This is a genomic window from Halomicrococcus pelagicus (assembly GCF_050954125.1).
In genome coordinates this window covers 1-24,723 of record NZ_JBPBWC010000024.1, presented here as the reverse complement: position 1 = coordinate 24,723, position 24,723 = coordinate 1, and the positions used below count along the sequence as shown (strand labels likewise).

Sequence of the window (24,723 nt, the reverse complement as noted above, 5' to 3'; positions counted from 1 at the left end):
GGTGTCAAGACGCATTCGGTCGCGTGGTCAGTGGCGGCCCGTCAGGGAAAATCCTTTACGGGATATCGCCTTGTCGTCGGCTCCGCCGCCTCACGGCGGCGTAAGCCTCATTCACGCGGGTGTCTTGTGGCCCGGTCACATAGGCCCCGTCGCCAGCCGAGTCATCGGCGTGCGTGTGTTCTCTGGCACGACTCTCTCCGCTGGCGTAGCAGGTTAAAACAGGGCGTACAGACGCTTAAACCTACCGCCGTAGGATATTCCGGCTGACCATCGGCAGCGGGTATCGCGTCGGGCCTCTCGTTCGACCCGCGCCTAAAAACGCTGGTATGCACTGGAAACTACGAATCAACAACGATCAGGCCGGCATTCGTATCGTTCTCTCACCCGTTGAGCGCCAACCCGGTTCTGTTTCTGAGCTTCCTCATCTACGTGTTCTGGGAGGAGGCGCGTACTGGCTACGAGGAATTGACATCCTTCCCGCCTCACAGCGATAGTTCATCGGGACTTTCTCCTCGCACTTCCGTAATGGAATTCGCTTCGCCTTCATCTGACGAGAACGAACAATAGGTGGCCCGAAGCCGGGGAACAGTTTATATTCTGGCTGTAGTGGGAGGGGACATGGTTCACGCCACCTGGGGGGATTGGTTCGTGACTGAGGAGGTCGAGGGGGGAGAGCCGGACGGAGTTTCGGTGTGGTATCTCGGCTGCAATGGATTTGTCGTTCGGTCGGCCGAAACGACGCTGTACATCGACCCATACTTTGCCGACGGTGACCCGCCGAACATCGTTCGCATGATACCGGTGCCGATGGATCCGGCGGATGCGACGCTCTGTGACGCTGTGTTCGTCACCCACGAGCACATCGACCACATGCATCCACCATCGTATGCACCGCTTGTGAACGCCGACGAGGGGATGCTGTACGCGCCACAGGCGGCCTACGACCGACCGGATTACGACGGCGACTTCGAAGTGGCCGACGAACGGAGGGCAGTCGTCGCCGACGGTGAGTCGGTCACTGTCGGTGATTTCACCGTTCACGTTCGCGGTGCAGACGACCCGGACGCCATCGAACCCGTCACGTACGTCGTCGAACACGACGCGGGTACGTTCTTCCACGCAGGGGATAGCAGACCAGCAGACAGGTTCCACGATATCGGGGCGGAGTTCGACATCGATCTCGGTGTGCTGGCGTTCGGCACCGTGGGCGCCATCTATTATCCGGACGACGACGAGACGCGGACGACGCGATGGTATATGGACGAGAACCAGGTCATCGAAGCCGCAAACGCGCTGCGACTTGACCGGCTGTTGCCATCTCACTACGATATGTGGCGGGGTGTGACCGCTGACCCGAAAGTGTTGCACGAACACGCCGCATCGTATCAGTATCCACGGGTGATCGACGTTGCTTCCATCGGCGACCGACTGGTGCTTTCAGAACCCGGTATCGTCCCGTCCCGTACTCGACAGCGAAACGAGTCCCGTAATCGAAATCAGAGATGAGACCGGTCGTGTGTTTCCTCGACGTGAGGACGTGTTCGACTTCGGCGACGGGAGTAGCTCCAGAGGCGTCTCGAGATTGCGACGTCACACAGCCGTTTCAGCGCGTTCAAGCCGGTGATTCGACGGCTCACGCTCCAGAGTTGGGTGGTGGTTTTATGCTCCTGTATAGTGTCTCATTGCCATGGTACTAACTATCACTCGGATAGAGAGTCGGGAATTCGGCTATCCGTTAGAGGACGTCGGAACCGACGAAAACGGGTTCAACCTCGTGTACGAGCCCGGCACAACGACCCAGCGTCGGTTGTACGCGGTTCGAGTGGAGACGGACGAAGGCGTAACGGGGGAGTACGTGGGGGGGAATTCGCCGGGGGCGGCCCAGCTCAACTTGTTCGCCGACTACCTCGTCGGGAAGAATCCGCTGCAGCGCGAGCGCCACTGGAGCGAAATCAAGCGCGCACTCCGCAAATATGACCGCATGGGGATCGGCCCGATCGATATTGCACTCTGGGACCTCGCCGGCACCTACTACGACGCCCCGATTCACGAACTGCTCGGCACCTACCGCGACCGCATTCCCGCCTATGCATCGACCTATCATGGCGACGATAACGGCGGGCTCGACTCGCCGGAAGCGTACGCCGACTTCGCCGAGGAGTGTGCCGACATGGGCTACCCCGGGTTCAAGATTCACGGTTGGGGAGGTGGCGACGCTGCCCGAGACATCGACCGAGAGGTCGAGACGGTGCATGCGGTTGGCGAGCGCGTCGGCGACCGGATGGATCTCATGATGGACCCGGCCTGCGAGTACGAGACGTTCGCTGACGCCCTGACAGTCGGGCGCGCCTGTGATGCCCAAGAGTTCTTCTGGTACGAAGATCCCTACCGCGACGGTGGCATCTCCCAGCACAGCCATCGAAAACTCGCCCAGAAACTCGACACGCCGCTTCTTCAGACGGAACACGTCCGCGGGCTGGAACCTCACACGGACTTCGTCGCGAACGAGGCGACGGATTTCGTCCGGGCGGACCCCGAGTACGACGCTGGCATCACCGGCGCGATGAAGGTTGCCAATGTTGCCGAGGGATTCGGACTCGACGTCGAGTTTCACGCGCCGGGGCCAGCACAACGCCACTGCATCGCGGCGACGCGGAACGCTAACTACTACGAACTCGCGCTAGTTCACCCCGACTGCCAGAACACCCAACCGCCGGTCTATCAGGGGGACTACTCGGATCTGCTCGACACCGTCGATGGAGACGGCACCGTCCCCGTCCCCGATGGGCCTGGACTGGGGGTCGAGTACGACTGGGAGTACATCGAGGACAACCAGACTGGTACCGTCCACGTCTACGACTGACGATGACATACAGAGCAGGTATCATCGGCGCGGGCGGTATCGCCGGAATGGGAATCCTCGGGATGCACCCCGAGGAAGATATCGGCCAGAAGAAGGTCCGGGCGAGTCACGCAGGCGGATATGAAGCGACCGACGATATCGACCTCGTCGCTATCGCCGACGTCGACGAGGCGAAACTGACGCGGTTCGGCGACGCATGGGAGGTTCCAGCGGACCAGCGGTACGACAGCCATGACGCGATGCTGGCCACCGAAGACCTCGACGTAGTGTCGGTCTGTACACCGACGCTGCTGCACCACGACCACGTCGTCGACGCCGTCCGGTCATCCGCCGATCCCGACGTCGTCTGGTGCGAGAAACCGATTGCGTCGTGTGTCACTGACGCCGAAGAGATGATCACCGTCTGTGACGAGACCGATACGGAACTCGTTGTAAACCATTCGTTCAGGTTCACTGACAAGCTTCAGCAACTTCGCTATCTCGTTCAGGCGGAGGGGATTCTCGGCGACATTCGAGCGGTGAGCACCCAATTTCGGATGGAGCTGCTCCGTAACGCGACGCATTTGTTGGACACGCTCGTGTATCTGCTGGATGCACGTGCGGCATCGGTAGCCGGATACATCAGCGGTGAGAACGAGGCCGTCGAGTCGCTCGATGCCGATCGAGCGATCGACGATGCCGGCGGCGGCGGGTTCGTCGTCCTCGACGATGGAACGTTCGTTACCGTCGATTGTACGATACCACGAGCGATGTCCTCGATGACGATGCAGTTCGTCGGCTCTGAAGGGAAACTCTATCTGAACAACGACGATGGCGAGTGGCGTTACTGGCGGCTCGAGGACGGCAATCACGTCGAGCAGGAGTTGACGGACATCGACGGAGCGTGGACGTGGGACGACGATTACCGCGAGGCGTTTCCGAACGCCGCTCGTCACGTACAGGCGCTTCTGGACGAGGATGCCGAGAATCGGTCGACTGGCGAGGAAGCGGCGTGGTCGCTCGAAATCATCGTTGCGTTCTACCTGTCACATTACGTTGGCGGGCAGGTATCGATTCCGCTTGAACGCCCCCTCCGGGACGTGGAAATCACATCGTGGTGAGAATACCAGCACCGCACGGTATTGTTTAGGTGATTCATGCCGTACACTGTCCGACCATGCCACTAATTGACACACATACGCACGCATGGGGGCCAGACACCGCAGAACTTCCCTGGACGCGACCCCTCCTACCGCCGGGGTGGGACGGCGCATACACGCACGCCGACCTCGTCGCGGACATGGACCGCGTCGGCGTTGACGAGAGCGTCGTCGTAACGACGCCACTGTACGGACGGGGGCAGCGGGCCAACGAGTACACGATGCGCAGCATCGAAGCATATCCGGACCGGCTGTACGGAGTTGGCCTCATGGATTTCCTTCAGTCCAACCCAGAAACGGTTCGCTCGGCGTTCCGCCGCGTCGTCGGACATGACCGGATGCTAGGGGTGAGAATGCATGCCGCCCTCGACTACGAAACCCCGTCAGAGATCACCGCAGACGCGGACTGGATACTCGACGACCGGTTAGCTCCCGTCTGGAAGGAAGCTGCCGCTCAAGACACCTGCGTGTTCCTCTTTCCGAAGGCGCCACAGCTATCGATGATCGGGCGACTAGCAGGGACATATCCGGACGTTTCACTCGTCGTCGAGCACATGGCGTGGCCTGACGAGAACACCGATCCAGGCGAACGGCCGTGGGCCGATTTCGAAAAGCTCGCCGACCACAACAACGTCTACGTGAAGGTGAGTTCCCTGCCGCGCTCCTCGTCCGAGGACTGGCCGTACCGGGACATGCACCCATACGTCAGGAACCTGTTGTCGTGGTTCGGTCCGGAACGGTTGATGGTCGGCTCGGACTACCCGTGGATGGACGACTGGGCCACCTACGAGGAGTGTCTCTCCTGGCTCGACGAGGCCACGTTCCTCTCCGACCGAGACCGTGGGTACCTCACACACCGTACCTTCGAACAGCTCCACCTCTGAGCTGCCAGCAGCAGGTCCCGACCGGGAAGGTGGGAAAACGGCTGGTGTCGAGACGGTCCGACCGTAGCGCCATGGCCGGACGTCAGACGACGGTGACGGTGTTTTCGAGTGTTCCAATCGATTCGACTGTGAGCGTGAGTTCGTCGTCCTCTTGGAGTGTGAACTCTTCGTCTGGGACGAGTGACGTCCCCGTCAACAACACTGCCACTTCCGGAACGGTGTTGTGACGGGTGAAATAGGAGACGAGCTCCTCACAGGTCCGGACCATCTCGGCCGTCGACGTTTCGCCTTCGTACACCACGTCGTCGTCGCGGACGATTCGCATCGACATCGCGAGGTCGTGTGGGTCGTCCAGCGACGTTTGCGAGACGATGCAGGGTCCGAGCGCGCAGCAACTGTCGTACACTTTGGCCTGTGGGAGATAAAGCGGATTTTGCCCCTCGATGGCGCGGCTGCTCATATCGTTGCCGACCGTGTACCCCACGATTTCGCCCTGATACAGTACTATACCGAGTTCCGGTTCGGGGACGTTCCAGTTGGAGTCGTCCCGGATTCCGACTTCGTCACCGGGACCGACTGTTCGACTCGGCGTGGCTTTGAAGAACAGTTCCGGTCGCTCGGCGTCGTAGACGTCCAGGTATATCTCCGGCAGTCCGCTTTCGGCTTCACGTGCCTGCTCGCTGATTCGGTAGGTAACGCCCGCCGCCCAGACTTCCTCCGCCTCGACGGGCACGGTCATAGCGGCCAGCACCGACGGATCGACTCGGGACGCTTCATCGACGTATCGTTCCGTGATGGTGTCAATCTCTAGTCCGCTGACGGCCGCGCTCCGTGCGAGATCCGCAAAACAGGTGAGCGATGGACGAACGCTCGTCAAGTCGACCAACCGGTCGCCATCACGGGCGATCAGTCGCGTCTGTGGTCCGTCCTGCAGACGATAGTATCTCATGCGCTAGCATAGCACGTCATCAGTAAAAATCGCCAGTCTAGGTACGGTGAGAGTTCAGGATTGTACCTGTCGGATAACCAACTGACGAAAAAGTGTATAGGTTCGACGCGGTTGGTCTACGTGGAATGGCGGGGACGTACCACAACTACATCGACGGAGAATGGGTGGGCTCCGAAACGGGCGAGACGTTCGAGAACCGGAACCCAGCCGACCAATCAGACCTCATCGGACACTTCCAGCAGTCCAATAGCGCGGACGCCGAACGTGCCCTTGAAGCAGCGGATGAGGCAGCAACAGAATGGGCCAACACGCCGAGCTCGGAACGAGGACGAATCCTCTCAACGGTGGCTCAGCAACTCGCAGAACGAAAAGACGAACTGACCGACACCCTCGTCCGCGAAGAGGGGAAAGTCCGGAGCGAAGCAGCGGGCGAAGTGCAACGAGCCGTCGACATCTTCGACTACTACGCCTCGAAGGCCCGCGACGTTGGTGGGACCGTCAAACCGGCGAGCAGTCCGGAGAAAACCCTGTACACGGTGAACGAACCGCTCGGAGTGGCTGCACTCATCACGCCGTGGAACTATCCGATCGCAATTCCTGCATGGAAGATCGCGCCCGCACTGGCAGCCGGAAACGCGGTCATGTACAAGCCAGCGTCGCTTGCCCCGAACGTCTCGCGAAAACTGATCGAATCTCTCGACGACGCGGGACTACCCGACGGCGTCATCAACTACGTGACTGGGCCAGGAAGCGAAGTCGGAGCGACCTTCACCACTCACGAGGCTGTCGACGCTGTCTCGTTCACCGGGAGTCAAAAAGTCGGCAACACGGTGTACGAGCAAGCGGCCAGCGACCAGAAGCGCATCCAACTCGAAATGGGCGGGAAGAACCCGACAGTCGTCATGCCGAGCGCCGATCTGGAGGAAGCGGTGGACATCGTCGCCAGTGGTGCATTCGGCGTGACCGGACAGGCCTGTACGGCGACCTCCCGTGCAATCGTCCACGAGGACGTCCACGACGAGTTTCTCGACCGGATCGTGGCGTACGCCGAGGATATCGACATCGGTCCCGGCCTCGAAGGCGGAGAGATGGGGCCGCAAGTGAACCAGAGCGAACTCGACGGAACCTTACAGTACATCGACCTCGGCGAGTCGGAGGGCGCTACTCTCGAAACAGGCGGGACGCGACTCGACGATGACGACCACGCAGACGGCTACTTCGTTGAGCCAACCGTGTTCTCCGACGTGGATCCGGAAATGCGAATCGCCCAGGAGGAGATTTTCGGACCGGTTCTCGCGGTTATTTCAGCCCCTGACTACGACACGGCGCTGGATATCGCTAACGGCGTTGAGTACGGCCTCTCGGCGAGCATCGTCACCGACGATCTCACCGAAGCGAATCGGTTCGTCGACGAGATCGAGGCCGGCGTGGCAAAAGTCAACGAGAAGACGACGGGGCTGGAGTTACACGTGCCGTTCGGCGGGATGAAAGCCTCGTCGAGCGAGACCTACCGCGAGCAGGGAGAAGCGGGGTTGGACTTCTACACGATCAGCAAGACGGTGTACATGAACTACTGACGGCTAGGCTAGAAAATCTGCCACCCACCGTCGACGTGGAGCAGTTCGCCGGTGATGTACGCGGCATCGTCGCTGGCGAGAAACAGCATCGCGCCGGCCACGTCCTCCGGGAAGCCCGCTCGGCCGAGCGGGACCGGCTTGACGAGTTCGTCGTTTTCGGCCGCGTCGACTGCTTCGTCGCTCCACCCCTCAGCGAATTCGGTCGCGATTTGTCCGGGCGCGACGGCGTTGACCCGTATGCCGTGTACGGCGAACTCGAGTGCCGTTCCACGGGTTATCATTCGAACAGCACCCTTCGTGGAGTCGTACTGGACTTGGTCGAACTGTGCGAGGTTCGAGCTAATCGACGCTGTGTTGACGATGACTCCTGGGTCGTCGCGTTCGATCATGTCGTTCGCGGCGGCCTGACAGCCGAAGAAGACGCCCTTGGCGTTGACGGCGTGGATGCGGTCGAACTGCTCCGGCGTGATCTCACGCATCGGTCCCTCGATGTAGAGGCCGGCGTTGTTCACCATGACGTCGACGCCACCGTAGTTTCTGGCATGGTCGACGGCTGCCTCTATCTGCGCCGGGTCGGTCACGTCCACCTCGAGATACTCGGCGGTACCGCCAGCGTTCTCGATGGCTTCGTGTGTGGGGACGTCCGCGTCTTTCGGCTCCTGTTCGACGTCGGCGTTGATGACCGTCGCGCCGGCATCAGCGAACTGGAGCGCCGTTTCGCGGCCAATGCCGGACGTCGCGCCCGTCACGACGACGGTGTCATCTTCGAAGTGAAATTCTGGCTTCCCCATTGCTGTGAGAACACACACTATTTTTCGATAAATAGATGTCGTTCACACGGGTGGAGGGTGCTGTCCAAGCGGCGAGAGAAACGACGGCAGCACGACCGGGGGAGTAGCATAATCGTTCATTATGTACCAAGACGATTAGCAGATATGGAGTCGAAAACGCTTCGACACCGGCTGCTGAACGGCGAGGAGACGGTGGGGACGTTCCAGACGATCGACTCCCCGATCGTCGCAGAGATCATCGGAAACGCGGGTATGGATTTCGTCATTCTGGACCAGGAGCACGGGCCGCTGACGGCCGAGACGTGTCTCGGCCTTTGTACGGCGGTCGAACGCGGCGGGGCGAGTCCGGTCGTCCGCGTCCGCTCAAACACCGAGGCGGAAATCCAACGTGCACTCGACATCGGGGCCGCCGGCGTCGAAGTTCCGCAGGTCGAAACGAAGACGGACGCCGAGCAAGCGGTGAACGCCGCCAGGTTCGCACCGACGGGCGAGCGAGGGCTATCTCCCTATGTCCGCGCGGGAGCCTACGACGGCGGTCCACAGTATGCGGAGATACAGAACGAGGAGACGGCCGTCATCGTTCACATCGAAGGTGAACGCGGTATCGAGAACCTCGACGATATCATGGTCACCGATGGCATCGACGTTCTCTTTCTCGGCCCCTACGATCTCTCGCAATCCCTCGGTATCCCCGGAGAAGTCGACGACGACCGCGTCGAAGAACTGATGGCCGAGGTATGCGAGCGGGCAGACGATACCGATATGGTCGTCGGGACGTACGCCGACGACGTGGCGATGGCCGAGCGGTGGAGGGAAGCCGGCGCGCAGTACGTCGCGATCGGTGTAGACGCGCCGATCTTTAGCCGGGCCGTCGAAACGCTGGTGGATTCGTTCGAGTCGTGATGGGGGCTGTCACGCCGTCGACTGGCTGGACGCAGATTCCGACTCCGGTCGACCACTGACCATCCGGGCGACGATGTCGTCGCGAGTGACACCGTCAGCAGATATGTCGCCAGCGTCCATCCCGTTGTAGAGCACCTTGATACGGTCGGCGATGCGTTGCGTGTACTCGATGTTGTGAGAGATGACGATGATTGAGATACCTTGCTGTCGGAGCTGTTCTATCAGGTCGAGAACCCGTTTGGCACCTTCGACAGATAGCGCACTGGTTGGTTCGTCCATGATGATAACGTCGGGGTCGGAGAGGAGCGTCCGGGAAATGGAGACGAGTTGTCGTTCACCGCCGGAGAGATCCCTGACCAGAGCGTCCGGATCGACGCCGATTTCGAGATCGGCGAGCAGTTCCTCGGCGCGGGCGCGCATTTGTCGCTTGTCCAGGACGCCGAAGAGACCGCGGAAACCGTGGACTCGTTCACGCCCGAGGAAAATGTTCTGCGTAACAGTGAGGTTGCCCGCGAGCGCGAGATCCTGAAACGCCGTTTCGATTCCGAGGCTCTTTGCGACCCGGGGATTGTCGATAGAGACAGTCCGGCCTCTGACGCGAATCGTGCCCTCGTCCGGAGTGAGAACACCCGCAAGACATTTGATGAGCGTCGATTTACCGGCACCGTTGTCCCCTACGAGCCCGTGTATTTCGCCGTCGCGAAGCGTGAAGTCCACGGACTCGAGAGCGACGACGCTTCCGAACGACTTCGTGATTCCTTCCATCTCGACCACCGCGCTGTCAGCCATGTGCTAACGATAGTCGTGCCGGTCGCTTAGCTCTTCGTTCCGGTTCCGAAGCGTGAGTGAACTGGAAAAATCCGATGTGGCAGGCGTGGGCAAAACGGCCAATCTATAACACCACTCGGAGCGTGCCAAAGTTTGGTATATGGGGTCCCGAACGCGGACTGGTCTCCAATTCGATCTCGACGGCACGACGCTACGAGCCCTCGGTCGGTATGGACCGATCCTCGGGCTCGTCGGGCTCTACGTCCTGTTCGCATCGATGACTGACCGGTTCCTCTCGTATCGCAATCAGTTGAACATACTGCGACAGGTATCGATTATCGGCATTCTCGCTATCGCCAGTACGTTTCCCATCCTCTGTGCCGAGATCGACCTGAGTATTGCACAGATGATGGAGTTTACGGGATTGCTCATCGCTGCGCTCGCTACCGGGTCTCTCGTCGGCGGCGAGATGCCGGTCGTCGTCGCCGTCATCGCTGGCTTCGGGGCTGCGTTGACACTCGGTGGCGTCTCCGGGTACATTACGAGCCGATTCGAGGCTCCTTCGTTCATGACCACATTAGCGATGCTGTTTCTCGCAGACGGTCTCGGACTGATCGTTTCGGAAAACCGCCCTATCATCGGGTTGCCGGAATCCCTGATGTGGCTCGGTAGTGGCTCGACCTTCGGATTCCCGAACATCGCGCTGACGTTCCTCGTCCTGCTCGTAGTTTCACAGCTGATACTTTCGAGGACTCGACTGGGACTGTATATTTACGCGGTCGGTGGTGATCGGGAGGCAGCCGAGCGGATGGGTGTCAACGTACGACTAATCCGTATGGGTGTGCTCGTGATTTCGGCCGGTCTCACCGTTATCGCCGGAATCGTCATGCTCGGCCGTATCGGGAGTGCCATCCCGACGATGGGGAACAACTTGCTCCTCCCACCGATTGCGGCTGTCATCCTCGGCGGAGCGAACCTGTTCGGTGGCAGTGGTAACATGATCGGAACGCTCGTCGGCGTGCTCATTCTGGGCGTCCTCTCGAACGGGCTCAATCTTCTCGGCGTCGACCCGGCGGGCCAACTCGTCGCGCAAGGTATTGTCTTGATGATTGCAGTACTCGCGAACGTGATTGGCCGCAAGTGATAGAGTTCCAGGCCCGAACGCAGTCCCACAGTGTACCCACACTCCCACACACTATCGCGGGCTGAAATTACCGTCGAAGAACTCTGTCTCTATTAGTTGCACGTGGCGTATTTTCCACTAAACGATATAATGGCCGATGATGTACTGTGAATGGGTATGAGGGGGAAAACACGTCGACGCACGTTCTTGAAACGCAGCGCACTGCTCGGAGGCACCCTAGCCATCGGAACTACCGGTGTGCAGGCGCAGGAAACAACTACGACACCGGGGGACCAGCAAACGCTCCAGACCGTGCTCTCCGTGCCGTCGCTCGAGTTCACGTTCTTCGTGCGAATGCAGAACGCGTTCGAAGAAGCGACACAGAATCAGAATCTCAACGGGTCGTTCCTCGATGGCCAGAACTCCCAGTCCAAGCAGATTTCCGACCTGGAAACGGCCGTCACAAACGACGTCGACTTCATCATGGTCTCGCCGATCACGGCAGAAGGAATCGTGCCAGCGATCGAGCAGGCCAACGACGCAGATATCCCGGTCGTAACCATCGACCGGAACGTCGCGCAAGGGGAAGTAGCGACCTACGTCGCCTCCCAGAACGTCCAACTCGGCCAACGCTCTAGTTCGCTCCTATTGGAATTCATGCAACAGCGGGCCGACCAAGACACGTACAGCATCGTCGAACTGCAGGGGACACAGGGTGCAAGCGTGACCAACGACCGAGCGGAGGGACTCCAGCAGACGCTCAACGAAAACGACAACATGGAACTGCTCGGAAGCCAGACCGGCGAGTTCCAGACGTCTGCAGCACTCTCGACCATGGAAGACTTCATCACCCGCTTCGGCGACGATATCGACGGTGTCTACGCGCAGAACGATTTGATGGCCCTCGGCGCATTCCGTGCGCTCGGTAACGCCGGCAGGGGCGACGTGCCCGTCACCGGCATCGACGGCTCCGAAGCGTGGGTCGAGACATTCCCGGACAACCAGTACCACGGAACCATCGCACAACTTCCGGAAGAGATGGTGTTCCGATCCATCGAAGCCGGACGAACGGCAGTTCAAGGTGGAGACCTGCCGGATTTCATCCCGATCGAGGGGCGTCAGGTTACGCAGGAGAACGCAGAGCAGTATCTACAAGAGTTCTTCGGCGATGGGATGACTACGACGACCGAACAAACAACGACTACTCCATCCTGACGGCTCGTCAGGATCTTTTTTAGGGCGCCGGTGAGAGCGCCACCTTGTGACGAGAGTTACATCTCCGTCATCACTTCGTCAGCGAACAGTCCCAGACCGTCGAGTGAGGGATAATCCACGAACATAAGCTGGAACCGCTCGAAACCCATATCCGCAACAGCTTCGATCTGTTCGGCGACCTCCGTAGGCGTTCCGATGAAGTAGTCACCGCGTTCGCGGGCTTCGTCCGCGGTCGTCAATTCGAACTCCTGGTCGGGTGACGCGCTCGGTATGGGGAGGATACGGTCGAGCAGTTCCTCCACGCGCCGTTCGGAGTCGGCGATGAGACAGTGCCCGAGCCACGAGTACTCGACGTCGTCCGGTGACCGATTCTCTGCTTCGAGATACCGCTCGAGATGTTCGATTTTCTCCTCGGTCGGCGGGCCACGGTTCCGCGCCGTGATTTCGACGTTCCAAACGTCGGCGTGTCGGGCGACGAGTCGGAGCATCTCCGGGCCGCCGCCACCGATGAGAATTGGCGGATGTGGGTCCTGAACAGGCGGTGGATTGTTTGTTACCGCATTGATTTGGTAGTAGTCGCCCTCGAAGGAGGCTGGGTTATCGTTCCACATCGCCTTTATAAGCCGAATCGCCTCGTCGAGACGTTCGATACGTTCGTCGATGGGTGGGAACTCGTAGCCGTACGCCCGATGTTCCTCTTCGTGCCACCCCGCTCCAATGCCGAGGACCGCTCGTCCATTGCTCGTGACGTCGAGCGTCGTCGCCATCTTCCCGAGCAGCGCCGGGTTGCGGTAAAGGACAGCACTGACGAGCGGGCCGAGAGCTCCGGTTTCGGTCATGCCTGCAATCGTGCTCAATACCGTCCATACCTCGAGCTCTGCCTCGTCGACACCGAGTGTGAAGTGGTCCGGTGCCCAGAATCCGTCATAGCCGAGTTGCTCGGCGAGTACTATTCCCCCTTTCGTACGATGCCAGTCGAGCTGCTCATACAGTGGAGCGTCCCTGTGGACGCCTTTGCCTGGAAATGTCGGAACCATCCATTCGAAGGTGAGATCCCCCATGCCGTCTCGTTCGTCACGCTACCGCAAGTACGCCTAGGATTGTTATCATTTGTCAATGTTTATCCTGTCTGTAATGGTATCCCCCCGCATGCCACCGACCATTACCCGCATCGAAAGTATCGAGTTCAGCTACCCAGTCGAGAACGTCGGCACCGACGAAAATGGATTCAATCTCCGCTACGACCCAGGTAACACCCTCGATCGGACTGCATACGGAGTCCGAATTGAAACGGACGTCGGCATAACGGGAGAGTACGTGGGGGGGAATTCGCCGGGGGCGGCCCAGCTCAACTTGTTCGCCGACTACCTCGTCGGGAAGAATCCGCTGCAGCGCGAGCGCCACTGGAGCGAAATCAAGCGCGCACTCCGCAAATATGACCGCATGGGGATCGGCCCGATCGATATTGCACTCTGGGACCTCGCCGGCACCTACTACGACGCCCCAATTCACGAACTGCTCGGCACCTACCGCAAACGTATCCCTGCATATGCATCGACATACAGTGCAGACCCGAGCGGCGGGCTTGACTCACCTGAAGCGTATGCCGACTTCGCCGAAGAATGCGCTAGCATGGGGTATAGAGGCTTCAAAATTCATCCCTGGAGCGGTAGTGACGCTGCCCGAGATATCGACCGGGAAATCGAGACAGTGCATGCGGTCGGCGAACGGGTCGGCAACCGGATGGACCTGATGATGGACCCGGCCTGCGAATATGAGACATTTGCCGACGCGTTAGCAGTTGGGCGCGCCTGTGACGCCCAAGAGTTCTACTGGTATGAGGACCCCTATCGTGACGGCGGCATCTCCCAGCACAGCCACCGAAAACTCGCCGAAAAACTCGACACACCAATTCTCCAGACCGAACACGTCCGCGGGTTAGAACCGCACACCGATTTCATCGTAAACGACGCAACGGATTTCGTGCGAGCAGACCCCGAGTACGACGCTGGCATCACCGGCGCGATGAAGATTGTCCATGTCGCCGAGGGATTCGGGCTGGACGTCGAATTCCACGCGCCAGGACCGGCACAACGTCATTGTATTGCGGCGACGCGGAACGCCAACTACTACGAACTCGCGTTAGTGCACCCTAAGTGCCAAAATACACAACCGCCGGTGTACCAGAATGGATATTCAGACATGATGGATACCATCGCCTCGAACGGTTCTGTTTCAGTACCCGATGGGCCAGGATTGGGCGTCGAGTACGACTGGGAGTACATCCACAACAACCAGACTGGCTCCGTCCATATCTACGGGTGAATGTATACACAGAGTCGCCGGGTGACGGGAATGATCGGTCGAAACGTATTCCCGCTGCGTCCTTCGAACGGGAGGACACGATTGCGGTTGGTGTTAATATCGGACAACCGGACAGTCACCCTTGACGAGATCAAGAACTATGACCACCGTCCTACACCGGACTGGCTCTGATAGCCCGTGACCGGTCGACATCCCATGAAGGGGATTCTATCTTTCCTAGATAGTGCGCGATCTCTCAGATGGTATGCCGGAACGGTGACAGCATCGTTGAGCAACCTGGTTCAGTGAAGATGATTTTAAGATAGGAGGTCGAGAGAAATGGTATTGATTATTATAGGTATGAACGTATGGCGGTAAGCCGGCAGGACTTAGAGCGGGTATGGGGCGGCAATGATTTCGGGCCCGACGTTGAGGCATCTCTCGACATCGTCGGCGAGCCAGCTATCGTCGTCGCGGAAGACCGCCAGTTCGAGTTCGAGCGACCAACTGAAGCGACCGACATCACCACTAACGACAGCATGCTCGTAGTCAGAGAATAGTGGTCAGGCGAGAGATCGATGGGCGTGATATCACCCACTGGGTGTTACGGGTCTCCGTTCAGCGATCGCTGAACGGCTGCGACGATGCCTGTGGGAAGAACGCCACTTGTCGCGATAATGCCCTAGATCGATGGTGTCCACGGCTCGCCGAAGACGTCGGTTACTCGTCCACCGGCCTGTTCAATCATGTACGCACTAGCCACTGTATAGCAACGGTACGTGGTACGTTCGCGTACTTGTTTCAGTGGGGAGTCTGCAGTTCGTAAACATGCTTGCGAGCATCCTTCAGGTTCACACGCGCTGAGACGAGGTTAACCTCTTGTAGCTGATTCAATGCATATCGGACCGTTCGGTCAGGCAATAGTGTTTCCTCAGCCAGTTGTGCTTGATCAAGCGGAGCATCGACATCGAGTACCTTAGCAACGAGTTTGGCACTCGGCGGAAGATCATCCAATCGCGACCGGAACTCTGACTGTGTAAACAACGACTCAGTCACAGCATCGGACCGAGCATCACGATCAACGTCGGCAGCCACCATATACTATCCATTGAAACAGACCCTACTGTAAACGCGTTCATCAAACAGATGCATCTGCAATCGAGAACCGTCAGCGATTTTGAACGCTTTTAGAGCGTGAAATGGATTGCTTCCTGAGGAGTTTCGCCTGCGCGTTCGAACGGGTGTTCAGCGAATGTAGTTGAGCAACTTTGTTTGCTGAAGCATAGGTTGTAATTTGTTTTCCATCTTTTAACAAGGGTAGATTATATTAATTTTGGTATTTGATTAGATTTATTATTCTATGATGCATGGTTGGAATGTATGCAAGTAAATAGACGATCGATGCTCAAGGCATTAGGCGGTCTGCTCGCCGCGGGAACAGCTGCTAGCACACAAACGCTCGCAAAACAGAGCAAACGCAAAGTTGCTTTAGATTATCTTGCGAACGACGACCTGCTGGACAACGACGAGCTCGAACGCATTCTACAGCAGTTGGAGGAGCGGTATCCGGATCGAGTCTCGGTAACGGAGATCGGCCGTTCGAACCAAGATCGGCCGATCTACGCCGTGTCTATCGGTGCGAAAAACGAGAAGCAGTGTCCCGAGACGACAGATGTCATGGCAATCGGCCAACAGCACGGTGACGAAATGATTTCGTCCGCCGAGGGGCTTCTTTCGGTGGCTCAGCACCTCGCGAGCAAGAAGGGACAGGCGAAAAAGCTCTTATCGGAAGTGACGGTTCACATCGTCCCCCGTGTGAACCCGGATGGATTTGTTGCACGCCAGCGGTACAACGTCGACACAGACGCACCGGCGCGTGGGGAAGGTGATGATATCTTTGGCGGGGATGCCGGCTTTTACACTGCCGGCGAAGAAGGAATTGGCTGGGACATTAATCGCTATCACTGGCCTGACTGGACGGAGAGCAATCTCTACAATAACCTACCGGATGAGTACCCGGAGAATCCGGTACCAGAGGCGCGTGCTGTGCTCAACGCCACTGAGGAAATCGATCCAGAATGGATCGTTGACTACCACCGGCAGGGGGCATACACGACGGATCCGGATGCGACGTTCGACCCGGAGAATCCCGGTGAAGCGTACGAACGTGACACGTATCCACCGGATCCGGACGCTTCCGGTGGTGGCGATGTCGTCACGAGCTCGCTTTTCTGGCCGATCAACGACGGCGTCACTGAGGAGACCCAGAATCTCTCAAAACAGATCATATCGGTCATGTATGACGAGCTCACGGAGTTCGACCAGTCGACGGTCTCCCGCTATCCCGGTGGAACATATGCCGGCATTGCACGCAACGGGTATGGACTCGCCGGGTATGGAAGCGTCCTCTACGAACTGAGTACAGGGACGCTCGGAGATCGTGAGTTCCGTGTGCAACAGGTGTTTACCTCGTTACTTGGTGCAGTCAAGGCAACAGCAACCGGGTCCCTCTATGACGTTGATCCAGGGAGCGTCTCGAAACTCCCCGAACGGGAGACGGACAGCTTCACGATTGAAGAGTAGCTGATATCTCTCGCCTCCTTCCGTCAGTCAAATGGGCGCTATTAGGGCCTTCATTGACCTCCTCCACGGGCTAAAGCCCGTGGAATCCTGGCAGGGGATTCCCGGCCCTGCTGGCCGTTTCAGGTTTCAAGACGCATCCGTTCCGAACGTCGCCAGAGTGTCTCGCCGTACGTTTCATCAAGTTTCTCGGCTTCGCGCCGCTGAAGCCGGCGCTTGGCGGAGAAGTACCGTTCGCGAAGCTGGCGGACAGTCGTTGCTTCGTCGGTCCAGAGTTCGGGTGGAGCCGGGGAGTCGCGCTCGTCACGGTGACACACCGTGGTCAAGGCGGCTTTCCCGATGTCTACCCCGACCGGAGTAACATCGTCTGACTCCGGGCAGGTCTCCTGTTCGATCTCTCTATGGGCAGTGATGTGGAGATACCAGTCGCCGTCCCGCTCGAACAGGCGGCTGTTCGCCTCGCCTAATTTCATTGAGCGGAGCCACAGTCTATCGGCAATACCTAACTCCGTGATCGATATCCCTGCTCAATGATGACCAGACCGCACCCCACCTAAAGACATGACTCGTCAATTACAGCGGTCGCTCATTACTGGGGGCGTGGCGCGGCTTGATAGCGCTCTATAGTGTCGGTCTTCTCCACTCGGGCATAGATGTCTTGCAGCGTTTCTTCGGCGCGCAGTAGGCCGTGGTCGTCGAGGAATGCGTGTCCGTCCTCACTGAGTCCGTAGAACTTGTATGGGAGGTCGTTTTGCCGTCGGTCTTTCGGAAGTACGACCTCTTCGACGATACCGACGTCGATGAGTTGCTGGAGATGCTGGCGAATCGTCGTCTGGCTCTTGCTGGGGTTGACGTAGTCGAGCTCTTTGAGCGTCGGGAGTTGGGCCGGATGTCCGAGGATGTCCTGAATGAGTGCAAACCGTGTCTCTTGGGTGACGGTGTTCAGGCGTTTGCGAACACGGTCGAGATCGGTTGACGCGTTATCAGGCTTGCTCATACAGGAGTATTCGTGGAGTACGTCCAAAAACGTTTCGCCAAAATGCGAATCGGTCAAATACGATGTGGTAACCGAAGCAGCCACTACCTTAAAATTGTGCGGTTGTGAGCGTGAAGACAATGAAGGAAACGGGACCCACGAGGGAGGAAATCATAGAGAGAGCTGAGGAGTATCTCCACGAAACATCACTCACGCCGGAGGAATATGAAGCGCTCAAGCAAAGCATTGCAGAACTATCGCCAATATTCACGACTGAGAGCGCTTACTTCGTCCTCGGGAGCTACGGACAACCCGAAATCTATCGCCTTCAGCTTGTCAAAGACCGTCTCAACCGGCGTGCAGACGCCTATGCCTTCCTGATGGTCGATATTCGCAGCGAGTGGGTGAACACCTATCTCAAGTTCCGGCTGCTCGCCGACTATACCGACTACATCGTTGGCGTAAGCGAACACGATCAGGGTGGCTTCTTGGTCGAGCAAGGATACTTCACCGCACTGGAGAAGTACTTCGCAAAAACGTACGTTCTCAAGCGCGAGTACACGGATGTGGGTGCTGAGGACGTTGATACGAATGTCGATATCGAGAATCCGTATAGCGGGATGCAGACTGCAATCTTCGACATGCTCGCCGACGCAGACCGACTGTATGTGTGGCAGTCTGAGGACGACCTTTTGGAGTGTGCTGAGGCAGTACCATAGAACGGGATAGCAACCGGAGTCTCGATGCGTGACGAGTTGCGGTTGTGGATACAGGACTACTCAGTCACTTTGCTTTCGTTCTGAAAATCAAAAAGGGGGAAGACCGTGTTTGGGGTCAGAAGATGAGTCTGCAGGCGGACTGTCAGTAGGGGTAGTCACGGGGTTCGCGCTGGGTGACATCCTCCCCGTCGTTCACGACGGGGCTTCCCGTACCGCAGGGTGGGATATTTGCCGGTCTACGATACGACCTGTTCTCGCGGTGCGAAGCATCCGCTCTCGCGGTCGAACAGGTACGTCGATGGCTGTGCCACACAGCCGTTACTCCGGGAGATGTCGGATTCACTCCCACTGTAAACGGCGGGATTCTCTCCTCGCAAACAGATAGCACCAGCTCCGGCACGTGATAGTGTGTAAGAATAGAGTTGTAATTCGGCGCTGTGAGCGACGGGTGAACGTCGCTATTACTGACGGACGAGGTTCGTCGCGCGGGGTCCCTTCGGGGATGATTCGATGTCGAACTCGACTTCCTGCCCTTCTTCGAGGTCGGGGCCGCCGACGTCCTCCATGTGGAAGAACACGTCCTCGTCGTCGTCTACGTCGTCGCTGTCAGTCGAAATGAAACCGTAACCGCCTGTGTCGTTGAAGAAGTCAACCTTACCGTTTGCCATTACAAATACCCATAGTCCCGCGTTGGCGATAACACTTCCGAAGTCACGGTACCACGTCCCCTCCTCGTGATCGAGATGCAGATGGAGGGTCGGCCGATTCACAGGAGGGGTGTCGTCCGAGAGTCCGGCCTCGTCGAGAGGAATCGGAACCGCCGGTCAGGAGCAGGTACTATCTACAGGAAACACTCAGACCATAGCGACTCGGATGATTCTCGGAGGCAGGTATTTACGTGGTGGTCACATGGGGCTATAGGCATCGTCATGAAACCGTGCTCCAACTGTCAGGCAGTCATCGACGAGTATATTCTGGATAACCAACTCGAACCTCTGCGCGACCTCACAGTTGACGATTTTAACGTCTGCGCGGACTGCGCGACCATCGTTCCGGATGCGTGCGTGAAGTGCGGCGGCGCGGTGTACGTCCCCCGAGGTAAATCAGTCACCCCTGACTATTGTCCAGCGTGTCGATCGGATCTCATTGACCACACAGGTCACGACCCCGGCTGGAATCGTGACTCCGTGTCTCCCTGAACAGTACGTACCCCTCGACCAGTATTTCGGCTGGCATAGTGGTGCAATAGACACGCCTACATTGCAACTGGACGTGGACTAGACGACTTCTGACAGTCCTCGCAGACTCATTTCTTGCCGAGTCTGAATCGATTTCGCTTACTGAATGGCTCTCCGTTCAACTCCTCGGGTCTCCCAAGTTGTTCTATTGTGGATGTCCACATGATCGCAGTCGTTGCTGCATACGCAGTGACGACTGACCGCTACGCAAACCGACAACAGGCGCTGTATGCTCATATTCCATTGACAACGCTGATGATTGACTGTTTAGTGTGCTACCGGATTCAGCCCACGGCGTTAGCCGTGGACGTTCTCCTCGAACCTCTGTATGAGGCGTCTGTTACAGACAGTTCAGACAGGTAGAACAGAAGCATCGACGATGTCGCGATCGACGCAGCAGAGCGAGACGCAGACGGTATCACAAAAGATGATATAATTACGAGCGCATACCCGCGTCTTCAGGCGCGGGTCAAGCGGGAGGCCCGCTGCGACACCCGGTCTCGGTGGCCGGGCCGGATTTCGACCGCACCTGTTTTCTCTGTGGCCCCTGTTAGCGCAGACGGAACGGAATCGGTGAGATGCCGTCCCCGAATCACAAGGGGTGGCGAACCAGCGGTGGGTCGCACGGCGATGACACGGATTCCGATGGGGTCTCATTGGCCGGGCCACAGCCCTATGAGGGAGACAAACGAGAGTTCCCCCGGTGTGTCGCCGGTTCCCTCTGAGTACGGGTTGGAACCTCGAACGCCACACTCGGCGGAAATCCGATGGTCGGATTCCACGTCCGTCAGGGCGTGGAGGAGGTCAATTCCTCGATTGCAGCGAGGAGGTACCGTCGCCAAGCTATTACAGACCTTGATCGATCTTTGGACTATCGTGCCATCGTGGTGTCTGATTTCCCTACGGCGGGACGATTACTGCTCGTCCCTCTATCTCTCCGTGTTCTAATTGCTCAGCGACTTCGTTGATTTCTTCAAGTGAGTATCGACTGGTTCGAAGGTCAATTTCATCATTGGCGACGAGCGCCATTAGCTCCTGGAGTTCGGGGTACGTACCGACGAGGGTTCCCCGGTAGGAAAATTCTCCATTGACGAGTGTCTGTGACGGTTGGTGGATGTGTCCGCCATACCCGACGACGTGGTGATCACCGCCTGGTGCGAGAATCTTCGAGGCATAGTCAGTTGTGTCGTCGCTTCCGACGAAGTCAAGAATCTGGTGGGCGCCCTCGTCATCTGTGAGCGCCATAACTTCGCTTTCGACGTTGTTCTCAGACGAGTTAATTACGTGGTCGGCGCCGAGATCCCTTGCGAGATCAAGTGCTTCGTCTTTGATGTCGATTGCAGTTATCGAGGCTGCGCTCATCGCATCAAGCGCTTGCAGTCCAATGTGACCGAGTCCGCCGACGCCGACGACTACTGCGTCGTTGATGGGGTTTAATTCGTCGACTGCTTTCTTGACGGCATGGTAGGCTGTGATACCGGCGTCTGCATGTGGGGCGATTTCTGCTGGATCTACTCCGTCGGGTAGCTGGATAACTGACCGTTCGGATGTTTGGAGGTACTCTGCGAACCCACCGTTGGTTGTCAAACCGGGGAATCGGAGATTTTTACAGTACATGTCCTCGCCGACGCGGCAGGGACGGCACTTGCCGCATGTCATTACGGGATGGCAGATTACTGGATCGCCAACGTCGACAGTTGTTACCTGGTCGCCGACCTCCGTGACTGTCCCTGCATTCTCATGACCGAGCGTCATTGGGAGGTCTTGCTCGACGTAGTCGGTCCACATCCCCTCGATTACGTGATTGTCGGTCTGGCACCATCCAGCTCCTTCAATTTCAACGATCACGTCGTTCGGATGCGTGATCTCCGGCCGATCAATCTCGTCGATTGAGAGCGCATCGTCCATCTGTTCGGTGTATTCGTGAAGGCGTGCTGCTTGCATGGTAGTAGATAACAGTTAGCACTGAGAGCGTAAAATAGCTACTGGTGCCAGATACGTTACAGCGGGGCGTGGCGAAAGCCCACGGATTCAGCCGTCGGAGGAGGTCAATAACCATACGTTCATGAACAATCCAAATATACATGGTGCTGCGTTACCATCTAGCATAGCGCATGTACGAATATAACGGGGAAGAGGTGTTCGTCATCGACAGTCACCTCCACCACTGGGATGCGAGCAAAGAAAACATCAAGCACGAAGGCGGTGAGCAGTTTATTCAGTGCTTCTACGACTATCACACAGCCTTCACCCCCGACGACCGCGAGTGGGACATAGACCAGTACCGGAAGTATAGTTCCGAGAAACTAGTGCAGGACCTCTTTCGAGATGGCAGCGTCGATATGGGAATCTTCCAGCCAACCCATCTTAACGAATTCTATAAAGAGGGATTCAACACAGTCGACGACAACGCTGCAGTCGCCGAGCAGTATCCAGAACGGTTTATTACAAACGGACGATTTGATCCCCGGGACGGTGACGCCGGACTCACCGAACTCGAACGGCAAAAACGAGAATACGATATCGACGGCGTGAAACTCTACACAGCAGAGTGGAAGGGTGATTCAAAGGGATGGCGTCTCGACTCAGAAGCAGCGTTCGACTACCTCCAGAAATGCGTCGACCTCGGAATTAAAAACATCCACCCACACAAGGGACCGACGATTCGACCACTGAACCGAGACGCGTTTGACGTCTCCGACGTGGACGACGCCGCAACATCGTTCCCAGAACTAAACTTCATCGTTGAGCACGTTGGCCTCCCACGGCTTGACGACTTCGCCTGGATCGCCGCTCAAGAGCCGAACGTGTACGGTGGGCTTGCAGTGGCGGCGCCCTTTGCTGAGTCCCGCCCACAGAAGTTCGGCGAAATAATGGGCGAGCTCCTGTTCTGGCTCGGCGAAGACCGCATCCTCTTCGGCAGTGATTACGCGATCTGGGAACCAGAGTGGCTCATTGACGCGGTGATGAACGCCGAACTCACACAAGAGCAGCGCGACGAGTACGGCGTCGAGTTCTCTATCGATGTCAAGCGAAAAGTGATGGGAGAGAACGCAGCCGAACTGTACGATATCGACATCGAGGAGCAGAAGAAACAGCTCCGCAACGATGATATCAGCACTCAGTTCGACCTCTCCGACCAGTACGACGAGGGGGAGACTGCCGCAGACTAAGTAATGACTCGATCCACCGACTCAGTGAGCGAGTCAGCCGTCCAGGAACGCTTAGACAGGGTCACTGACCCAGAACTCGACGAGTCGATTGTCGAACTCCAGTACATCGATCAGATCCACATCGACGACCACGCCGTGACGGTGCAGTTCCGCCTTCCGACCGCATGGTGTTCGCCAGCATTTGCATGGATGATGGCCACTGGAATCCGCGACGAAGTAGGGTCCCTTCCGGCTGTGGAGACAATTCAGATCCGCCTCATCGACCATATGCATGAGGCGGAGATCAATCGCGGCGTAAACGAGTGCCTTGCATTTGAAGACGTGTTCGAGGACGCTGAGGACGACATCACTCAGGTTCGAGAGGAGCTCGACCAGAAGGCCCGATTGGCGCGCCAGTATCGAGCAGTCAATGCACTCCGTGACGCCGGTCTTCAACCGGACCAGATTGTTCGGTTACAACGGAATGACGTAACGTTCCAAGCCGACGGACCACCCGCTACGAGTGATGACCGAGAGCACGCCGTAGTCACTGTTCAGGATGGAGGACTCCACCTATCTGTGCCGGCAGCACCACTTCGCGAGTATCTCGAGAAGGCCGCAAGTACAGGAGTTGTTGCGTCCGCCGAGGATGTACTGTTCGCAACTCCGGAAAACGACCCGATCGACGTCGAAAATTTCGATCAGGTTCACGCCCGCTCTCGATTGGCGCACACAAACATGGACGGACAAGGCGGAATCTGCGCTAATCTCAATGAATCCCGATATGAGGATGTCATCTACCCACGGCTTTAGCCATGGGCTTGAGCGTGGGACTCCCCTTCTGCCGACAGGGTGTCGTAGGCGGTGTGAGTCGCCCAGTCTCCCCGTCCGGGTTTTTTCTCCAGAAAGCCGGGATTCCCTCGCTGATTATAGATGGGTGATAGCAGATACAGTGCGCCGTGAGCGTGTCTGATTAACCAGGCGGAGAGAGCGTGTGTGTGGGAAACTGGTAGTTGACTTGGTGTCTGCCGCGGCAAGAGTTAGGATTGAACAGCGAGCCGGCCGCGCCGACCGACACAAAAGAAGATGACTCTCAACCGTCATCACGGGAGGAGTAACGGCGTCGTGGCGGAGTTAGTGCCGTCGGTCGCAAAGCTTCGATTCTCGCTTGTCTGGATTAACCGGCTTAGCCAACATCAAGTGGGCAGTCCACGGCTTTAGCCGTGGGAGCACGTTATTTCGCTAAGCCATATCGTCCGGCTGCGACCCATTCGCTTTTGTCCCATCCACAGTGTGGACAGCTGTCTCGCTGCCAGTCGAACTCTTCATCGCAGTTCTGGCAAAGGGCCGTGTTTGGGGAGCTATCATCGGACAACCGAGGCTCGTTCTCTTGGTCCGTCATCTATGAGAATAGTTATCGATGCACACCATTAAATCATCGGGCTGCGGAAGGCAGCAGGTCATATTGACATCCTCCCCGCACTGAAGCGCGAGGATTCCTTCGTGGGAGAGCACGCCGTTCGTGCGTCCCCGAAGGCAGCC

At 57.9% G+C, this 24,723-nt stretch carries 24 protein-coding genes; 15 read left to right on the top strand and 9 right to left on the bottom strand.

The window, feature by feature from the left end:
• The first annotated feature begins 618 nt into the window (after positions 1-618).
• The 4 genes from ACRYA2_RS24345 (at position 619) to ACRYA2_RS24330 (ending at position 4,886) form a co-directional block, all read left to right on the top strand.
• Entirely contained in the window at positions 619-1,506 is an 888-nt protein-coding gene (locus tag ACRYA2_RS24345; RefSeq protein ID WP_433633967.1) for an MBL fold metallo-hydrolase, read from the top strand.
• 181 nt (positions 1,507-1,687) lie between these two features.
• Positions 1,688-2,863: a mandelate racemase family protein gene (locus ACRYA2_RS24340; protein ID WP_433633965.1), complete on the top strand. Its 1,176-nt coding sequence runs from the start codon at positions 1,688-1,690 to the stop codon at positions 2,861-2,863.
• 2 nt (positions 2,864-2,865) lie between these two features.
• Positions 2,866-3,963: a Gfo/Idh/MocA family protein gene (locus ACRYA2_RS24335; protein WP_433633963.1), complete on the top strand. Its 1,098-nt coding sequence runs from the start codon at positions 2,866-2,868 to the stop codon at positions 3,961-3,963.
• 56 nt (positions 3,964-4,019) lie between these two features.
• Positions 4,020-4,886 (top strand): amidohydrolase family protein, encoded by an 867-nt coding sequence (locus ACRYA2_RS24330; protein ID WP_433633961.1) that lies wholly within the window; start codon positions 4,020-4,022, stop codon positions 4,884-4,886.
• Positions 4,887-4,968: 82 nt separating this feature from the next.
• Here ACRYA2_RS24330 and ACRYA2_RS24325 read toward each other — a convergent pair whose 3' ends face one another.
• On the bottom strand, positions 4,969-5,835 hold the full coding sequence (locus ACRYA2_RS24325) for a fumarylacetoacetate hydrolase family protein (RefSeq protein WP_433633959.1): 867 nt from the start codon (positions 5,833-5,835) through the stop codon (positions 4,969-4,971).
• Between the two features lie 125 nt (positions 5,836-5,960).
• Here ACRYA2_RS24325 and xacF point away from each other — a divergent pair, with 125 nt between their 5' ends.
• On the top strand, positions 5,961-7,412 hold the full coding sequence (gene xacF / locus ACRYA2_RS24320; RefSeq protein ID WP_433633957.1) for a 2,5-dioxovalerate dehydrogenase: 1,452 nt from the start codon (positions 5,961-5,963) through the stop codon (positions 7,410-7,412).
• A gap of 8 nt (positions 7,413-7,420) precedes the next feature.
• Here xacF and ACRYA2_RS24315 read toward each other — a convergent pair whose 3' ends face one another.
• A complete protein-coding gene (locus tag ACRYA2_RS24315) occupies positions 7,421-8,203 on the bottom strand; it encodes an SDR family NAD(P)-dependent oxidoreductase (RefSeq protein WP_433633955.1) in 783 nt (260 codons plus the stop codon).
• Positions 8,204-8,347: 144 nt separating this feature from the next.
• Here ACRYA2_RS24315 and ACRYA2_RS24310 point away from each other — a divergent pair, with 144 nt between their 5' ends.
• Positions 8,348-9,106 carry an HpcH/HpaI aldolase family protein gene (locus ACRYA2_RS24310; RefSeq protein WP_433633953.1) on the top strand — a complete coding sequence of 253 codons (759 nt, stop codon included), beginning with the start codon at positions 8,348-8,350 and terminating at the stop codon, positions 9,104-9,106.
• Positions 9,107-9,115: 9 nt separating this feature from the next.
• On the opposite strand, the gene ACRYA2_RS24305 is transcribed toward ACRYA2_RS24310, so the two are convergent.
• Positions 9,116-9,895, bottom strand: coding sequence for an ATP-binding cassette domain-containing protein (locus ACRYA2_RS24305; RefSeq protein WP_433633951.1), 780 nt, complete (start codon positions 9,893-9,895; stop codon positions 9,116-9,118).
• 139 nt (positions 9,896-10,034) lie between these two features.
• Between ACRYA2_RS24305 and ACRYA2_RS24300 the strand changes: the two genes are divergently transcribed.
• Positions 10,035-11,018, top strand: a complete 984-nt coding sequence (locus ACRYA2_RS24300) for an ABC transporter permease (protein ID WP_433633949.1) — start codon at positions 10,035-10,037, stop codon at positions 11,016-11,018.
• 156 nt (positions 11,019-11,174) lie between these two features.
• A complete protein-coding gene (locus ACRYA2_RS24295) occupies positions 11,175-12,212 on the top strand; it encodes a substrate-binding domain-containing protein (protein ID WP_433633947.1) in 1,038 nt (345 codons plus the stop codon).
• Positions 12,213-12,268: 56 nt separating this feature from the next.
• On the opposite strand, the gene ACRYA2_RS24290 is transcribed toward ACRYA2_RS24295, so the two are convergent.
• A complete protein-coding gene (locus ACRYA2_RS24290; protein ID WP_433634031.1) occupies positions 12,269-13,249 on the bottom strand; it encodes an LLM class flavin-dependent oxidoreductase in 981 nt (326 codons plus the stop codon).
• 112 nt (positions 13,250-13,361) lie between these two features.
• Between ACRYA2_RS24290 and ACRYA2_RS24285 the strand changes: the two genes are divergently transcribed.
• Positions 13,362-14,537 carry an enolase C-terminal domain-like protein gene (locus tag ACRYA2_RS24285; RefSeq protein ID WP_433634029.1) on the top strand — a complete coding sequence of 392 codons (1,176 nt, stop codon included), beginning with the start codon at positions 13,362-13,364 and terminating at the stop codon, positions 14,535-14,537.
• Between the two features lie 347 nt (positions 14,538-14,884).
• A complete protein-coding gene (locus tag ACRYA2_RS24280; RefSeq protein WP_433633945.1) occupies positions 14,885-15,076 on the top strand; it encodes a DUF7127 family protein in 192 nt (63 codons plus the stop codon).
• A gap of 241 nt (positions 15,077-15,317) precedes the next feature.
• On the opposite strand, the gene ACRYA2_RS24275 is transcribed toward ACRYA2_RS24280, so the two are convergent.
• On the bottom strand, positions 15,318-15,614 hold the full coding sequence (locus ACRYA2_RS24275) for a MarR family transcriptional regulator (protein WP_433633943.1): 297 nt from the start codon (positions 15,612-15,614) through the stop codon (positions 15,318-15,320).
• Between the two features lie 282 nt (positions 15,615-15,896).
• Here ACRYA2_RS24275 and ACRYA2_RS24270 point away from each other — a divergent pair, with 282 nt between their 5' ends.
• Positions 15,897-17,099 (top strand): M14 family zinc carboxypeptidase, encoded by a 1,203-nt coding sequence (locus ACRYA2_RS24270; RefSeq protein WP_433633941.1) that lies wholly within the window; start codon positions 15,897-15,899, stop codon positions 17,097-17,099.
• 119 nt (positions 17,100-17,218) lie between these two features.
• On the opposite strand, the gene ACRYA2_RS24265 is transcribed toward ACRYA2_RS24270, so the two are convergent.
• Positions 17,219-17,569: a hypothetical protein gene (locus ACRYA2_RS24265; protein ID WP_433633939.1), complete on the bottom strand. Its 351-nt coding sequence runs from the start codon at positions 17,567-17,569 to the stop codon at positions 17,219-17,221.
• Between the two features lie 116 nt (positions 17,570-17,685).
• Positions 17,686-18,093: a helix-turn-helix domain-containing protein gene (locus ACRYA2_RS24260; RefSeq protein WP_433633937.1), complete on the bottom strand. Its 408-nt coding sequence runs from the start codon at positions 18,091-18,093 to the stop codon at positions 17,686-17,688.
• A gap of 119 nt (positions 18,094-18,212) precedes the next feature.
• Between ACRYA2_RS24260 and ACRYA2_RS24255 the strand changes: the two genes are divergently transcribed.
• On the top strand, positions 18,213-18,791 hold the full coding sequence (locus tag ACRYA2_RS24255; protein ID WP_433633935.1) for a DUF8170 family protein: 579 nt from the start codon (positions 18,213-18,215) through the stop codon (positions 18,789-18,791).
• 461 nt (positions 18,792-19,252) lie between these two features.
• Here the strand turns inward: ACRYA2_RS24255 and ACRYA2_RS24250 are convergent, their stop codons facing one another.
• Positions 19,253-19,459: a cold-shock protein gene (locus ACRYA2_RS24250; RefSeq protein WP_113277871.1), complete on the bottom strand. Its 207-nt coding sequence runs from the start codon at positions 19,457-19,459 to the stop codon at positions 19,253-19,255.
• Between the two features lie 261 nt (positions 19,460-19,720).
• Here ACRYA2_RS24250 and ACRYA2_RS24245 point away from each other — a divergent pair, with 261 nt between their 5' ends.
• The gene (locus ACRYA2_RS24245) at positions 19,721-19,990 is read left to right on the top strand and encodes a DUF7571 family protein (protein ID WP_433634027.1); all 270 of its coding nucleotides are present in this window, start codon (positions 19,721-19,723) and stop codon (positions 19,988-19,990) included.
• A 939-nt stretch (positions 19,991-20,929) separates the two neighbouring features.
• Here ACRYA2_RS24245 and ACRYA2_RS24240 read toward each other — a convergent pair.
• Entirely contained in the window at positions 20,930-21,973 is a 1,044-nt protein-coding gene (locus ACRYA2_RS24240; RefSeq protein WP_433633933.1) for an NAD(P)-dependent alcohol dehydrogenase, read from the bottom strand.
• A 170-nt stretch (positions 21,974-22,143) separates the two neighbouring features.
• Here ACRYA2_RS24240 and ACRYA2_RS24235 point away from each other — a divergent pair, with 170 nt between their 5' ends.
• Together ACRYA2_RS24235 and ACRYA2_RS24230 are read left to right on the top strand one after the other, a co-directional pair.
• Positions 22,144-23,202 carry an amidohydrolase family protein gene (locus ACRYA2_RS24235; protein ID WP_433633931.1) on the top strand — a complete coding sequence of 353 codons (1,059 nt, stop codon included), beginning with the start codon at positions 22,144-22,146 and terminating at the stop codon, positions 23,200-23,202.
• Between the two features lie 24 nt (positions 23,203-23,226).
• A complete protein-coding gene (locus tag ACRYA2_RS24230; protein WP_433633929.1) occupies positions 23,227-23,994 on the top strand; it encodes an iron-sulfur cluster assembly protein in 768 nt (255 codons plus the stop codon).
• The last annotated feature ends 729 nt before the right edge of the window (positions 23,995-24,723 follow it).

What these genes read in the sequence shown, in the direction of transcription:
- ACRYA2_RS24345 (WP_433633967.1), top strand. Translation starts at nt 619, where the DNA reads ATGGTTCACGCCACCTGGGGGGATTGGTTCGTGACTGAGGAGGTCGAG.
- ACRYA2_RS24340 (WP_433633965.1), top strand. Translation starts at nt 1,688, where the DNA reads ATGGTACTAACTATCACTCGGATAGAGAGTCGGGAATTCGGCTATCCG.
- ACRYA2_RS24335 (WP_433633963.1), top strand. Translation starts at nt 2,866, where the DNA reads ATGACATACAGAGCAGGTATCATCGGCGCGGGCGGTATCGCCGGAATG.
- ACRYA2_RS24330 (WP_433633961.1), top strand. Translation starts at nt 4,020, where the DNA reads ATGCCACTAATTGACACACATACGCACGCATGGGGGCCAGACACCGCA.
- ACRYA2_RS24325 (WP_433633959.1), bottom strand. Translation starts at nt 5,835, where the DNA reads ATGAGATACTATCGTCTGCAGGACGGACCACAGACGCGACTGATCGCC.
- xacF (WP_433633957.1), top strand. Translation starts at nt 5,961, where the DNA reads ATGGCGGGGACGTACCACAACTACATCGACGGAGAATGGGTGGGCTCC.
- ACRYA2_RS24315 (WP_433633955.1), bottom strand. Translation starts at nt 8,203, where the DNA reads ATGGGGAAGCCAGAATTTCACTTCGAAGATGACACCGTCGTCGTGACG.
- ACRYA2_RS24310 (WP_433633953.1), top strand. Translation starts at nt 8,348, where the DNA reads ATGGAGTCGAAAACGCTTCGACACCGGCTGCTGAACGGCGAGGAGACG.
- ACRYA2_RS24305 (WP_433633951.1), bottom strand. Translation starts at nt 9,895, where the DNA reads ATGGCTGACAGCGCGGTGGTCGAGATGGAAGGAATCACGAAGTCGTTC.
- ACRYA2_RS24300 (WP_433633949.1), top strand. Translation starts at nt 10,035, where the DNA reads ATGGGGTCCCGAACGCGGACTGGTCTCCAATTCGATCTCGACGGCACG.
- ACRYA2_RS24295 (WP_433633947.1), top strand. Translation starts at nt 11,175, where the DNA reads ATGAGGGGGAAAACACGTCGACGCACGTTCTTGAAACGCAGCGCACTG.
- ACRYA2_RS24290 (WP_433634031.1), bottom strand. Translation starts at nt 13,249, where the DNA reads ATGGTTCCGACATTTCCAGGCAAAGGCGTCCACAGGGACGCTCCACTG.
- ACRYA2_RS24285 (WP_433634029.1), top strand. Translation starts at nt 13,362, where the DNA reads ATGCCACCGACCATTACCCGCATCGAAAGTATCGAGTTCAGCTACCCA.
- ACRYA2_RS24280 (WP_433633945.1), top strand. Translation starts at nt 14,885, where the DNA reads ATGGCGGTAAGCCGGCAGGACTTAGAGCGGGTATGGGGCGGCAATGAT.
- ACRYA2_RS24275 (WP_433633943.1), bottom strand. Translation starts at nt 15,614, where the DNA reads ATGGTGGCTGCCGACGTTGATCGTGATGCTCGGTCCGATGCTGTGACT.
- ACRYA2_RS24270 (WP_433633941.1), top strand. Translation starts at nt 15,897, where the DNA reads ATGCAAGTAAATAGACGATCGATGCTCAAGGCATTAGGCGGTCTGCTC.
- ACRYA2_RS24265 (WP_433633939.1), bottom strand. Translation starts at nt 17,569, where the DNA reads ATGAAATTAGGCGAGGCGAACAGCCGCCTGTTCGAGCGGGACGGCGAC.
- ACRYA2_RS24260 (WP_433633937.1), bottom strand. Translation starts at nt 18,093, where the DNA reads ATGAGCAAGCCTGATAACGCGTCAACCGATCTCGACCGTGTTCGCAAA.
- ACRYA2_RS24255 (WP_433633935.1), top strand. Translation starts at nt 18,213, where the DNA reads ATGAAGGAAACGGGACCCACGAGGGAGGAAATCATAGAGAGAGCTGAG.
- ACRYA2_RS24250 (WP_113277871.1), bottom strand. Translation starts at nt 19,459, where the DNA reads ATGGCAAACGGTAAGGTTGACTTCTTCAACGACACAGGCGGTTACGGT.
- ACRYA2_RS24245 (WP_433634027.1), top strand. Translation starts at nt 19,721, where the DNA reads ATGAAACCGTGCTCCAACTGTCAGGCAGTCATCGACGAGTATATTCTG.
- ACRYA2_RS24240 (WP_433633933.1), bottom strand. Translation starts at nt 21,973, where the DNA reads ATGCAAGCAGCACGCCTTCACGAATACACCGAACAGATGGACGATGCG.
- ACRYA2_RS24235 (WP_433633931.1), top strand. Translation starts at nt 22,144, where the DNA reads ATGTACGAATATAACGGGGAAGAGGTGTTCGTCATCGACAGTCACCTC.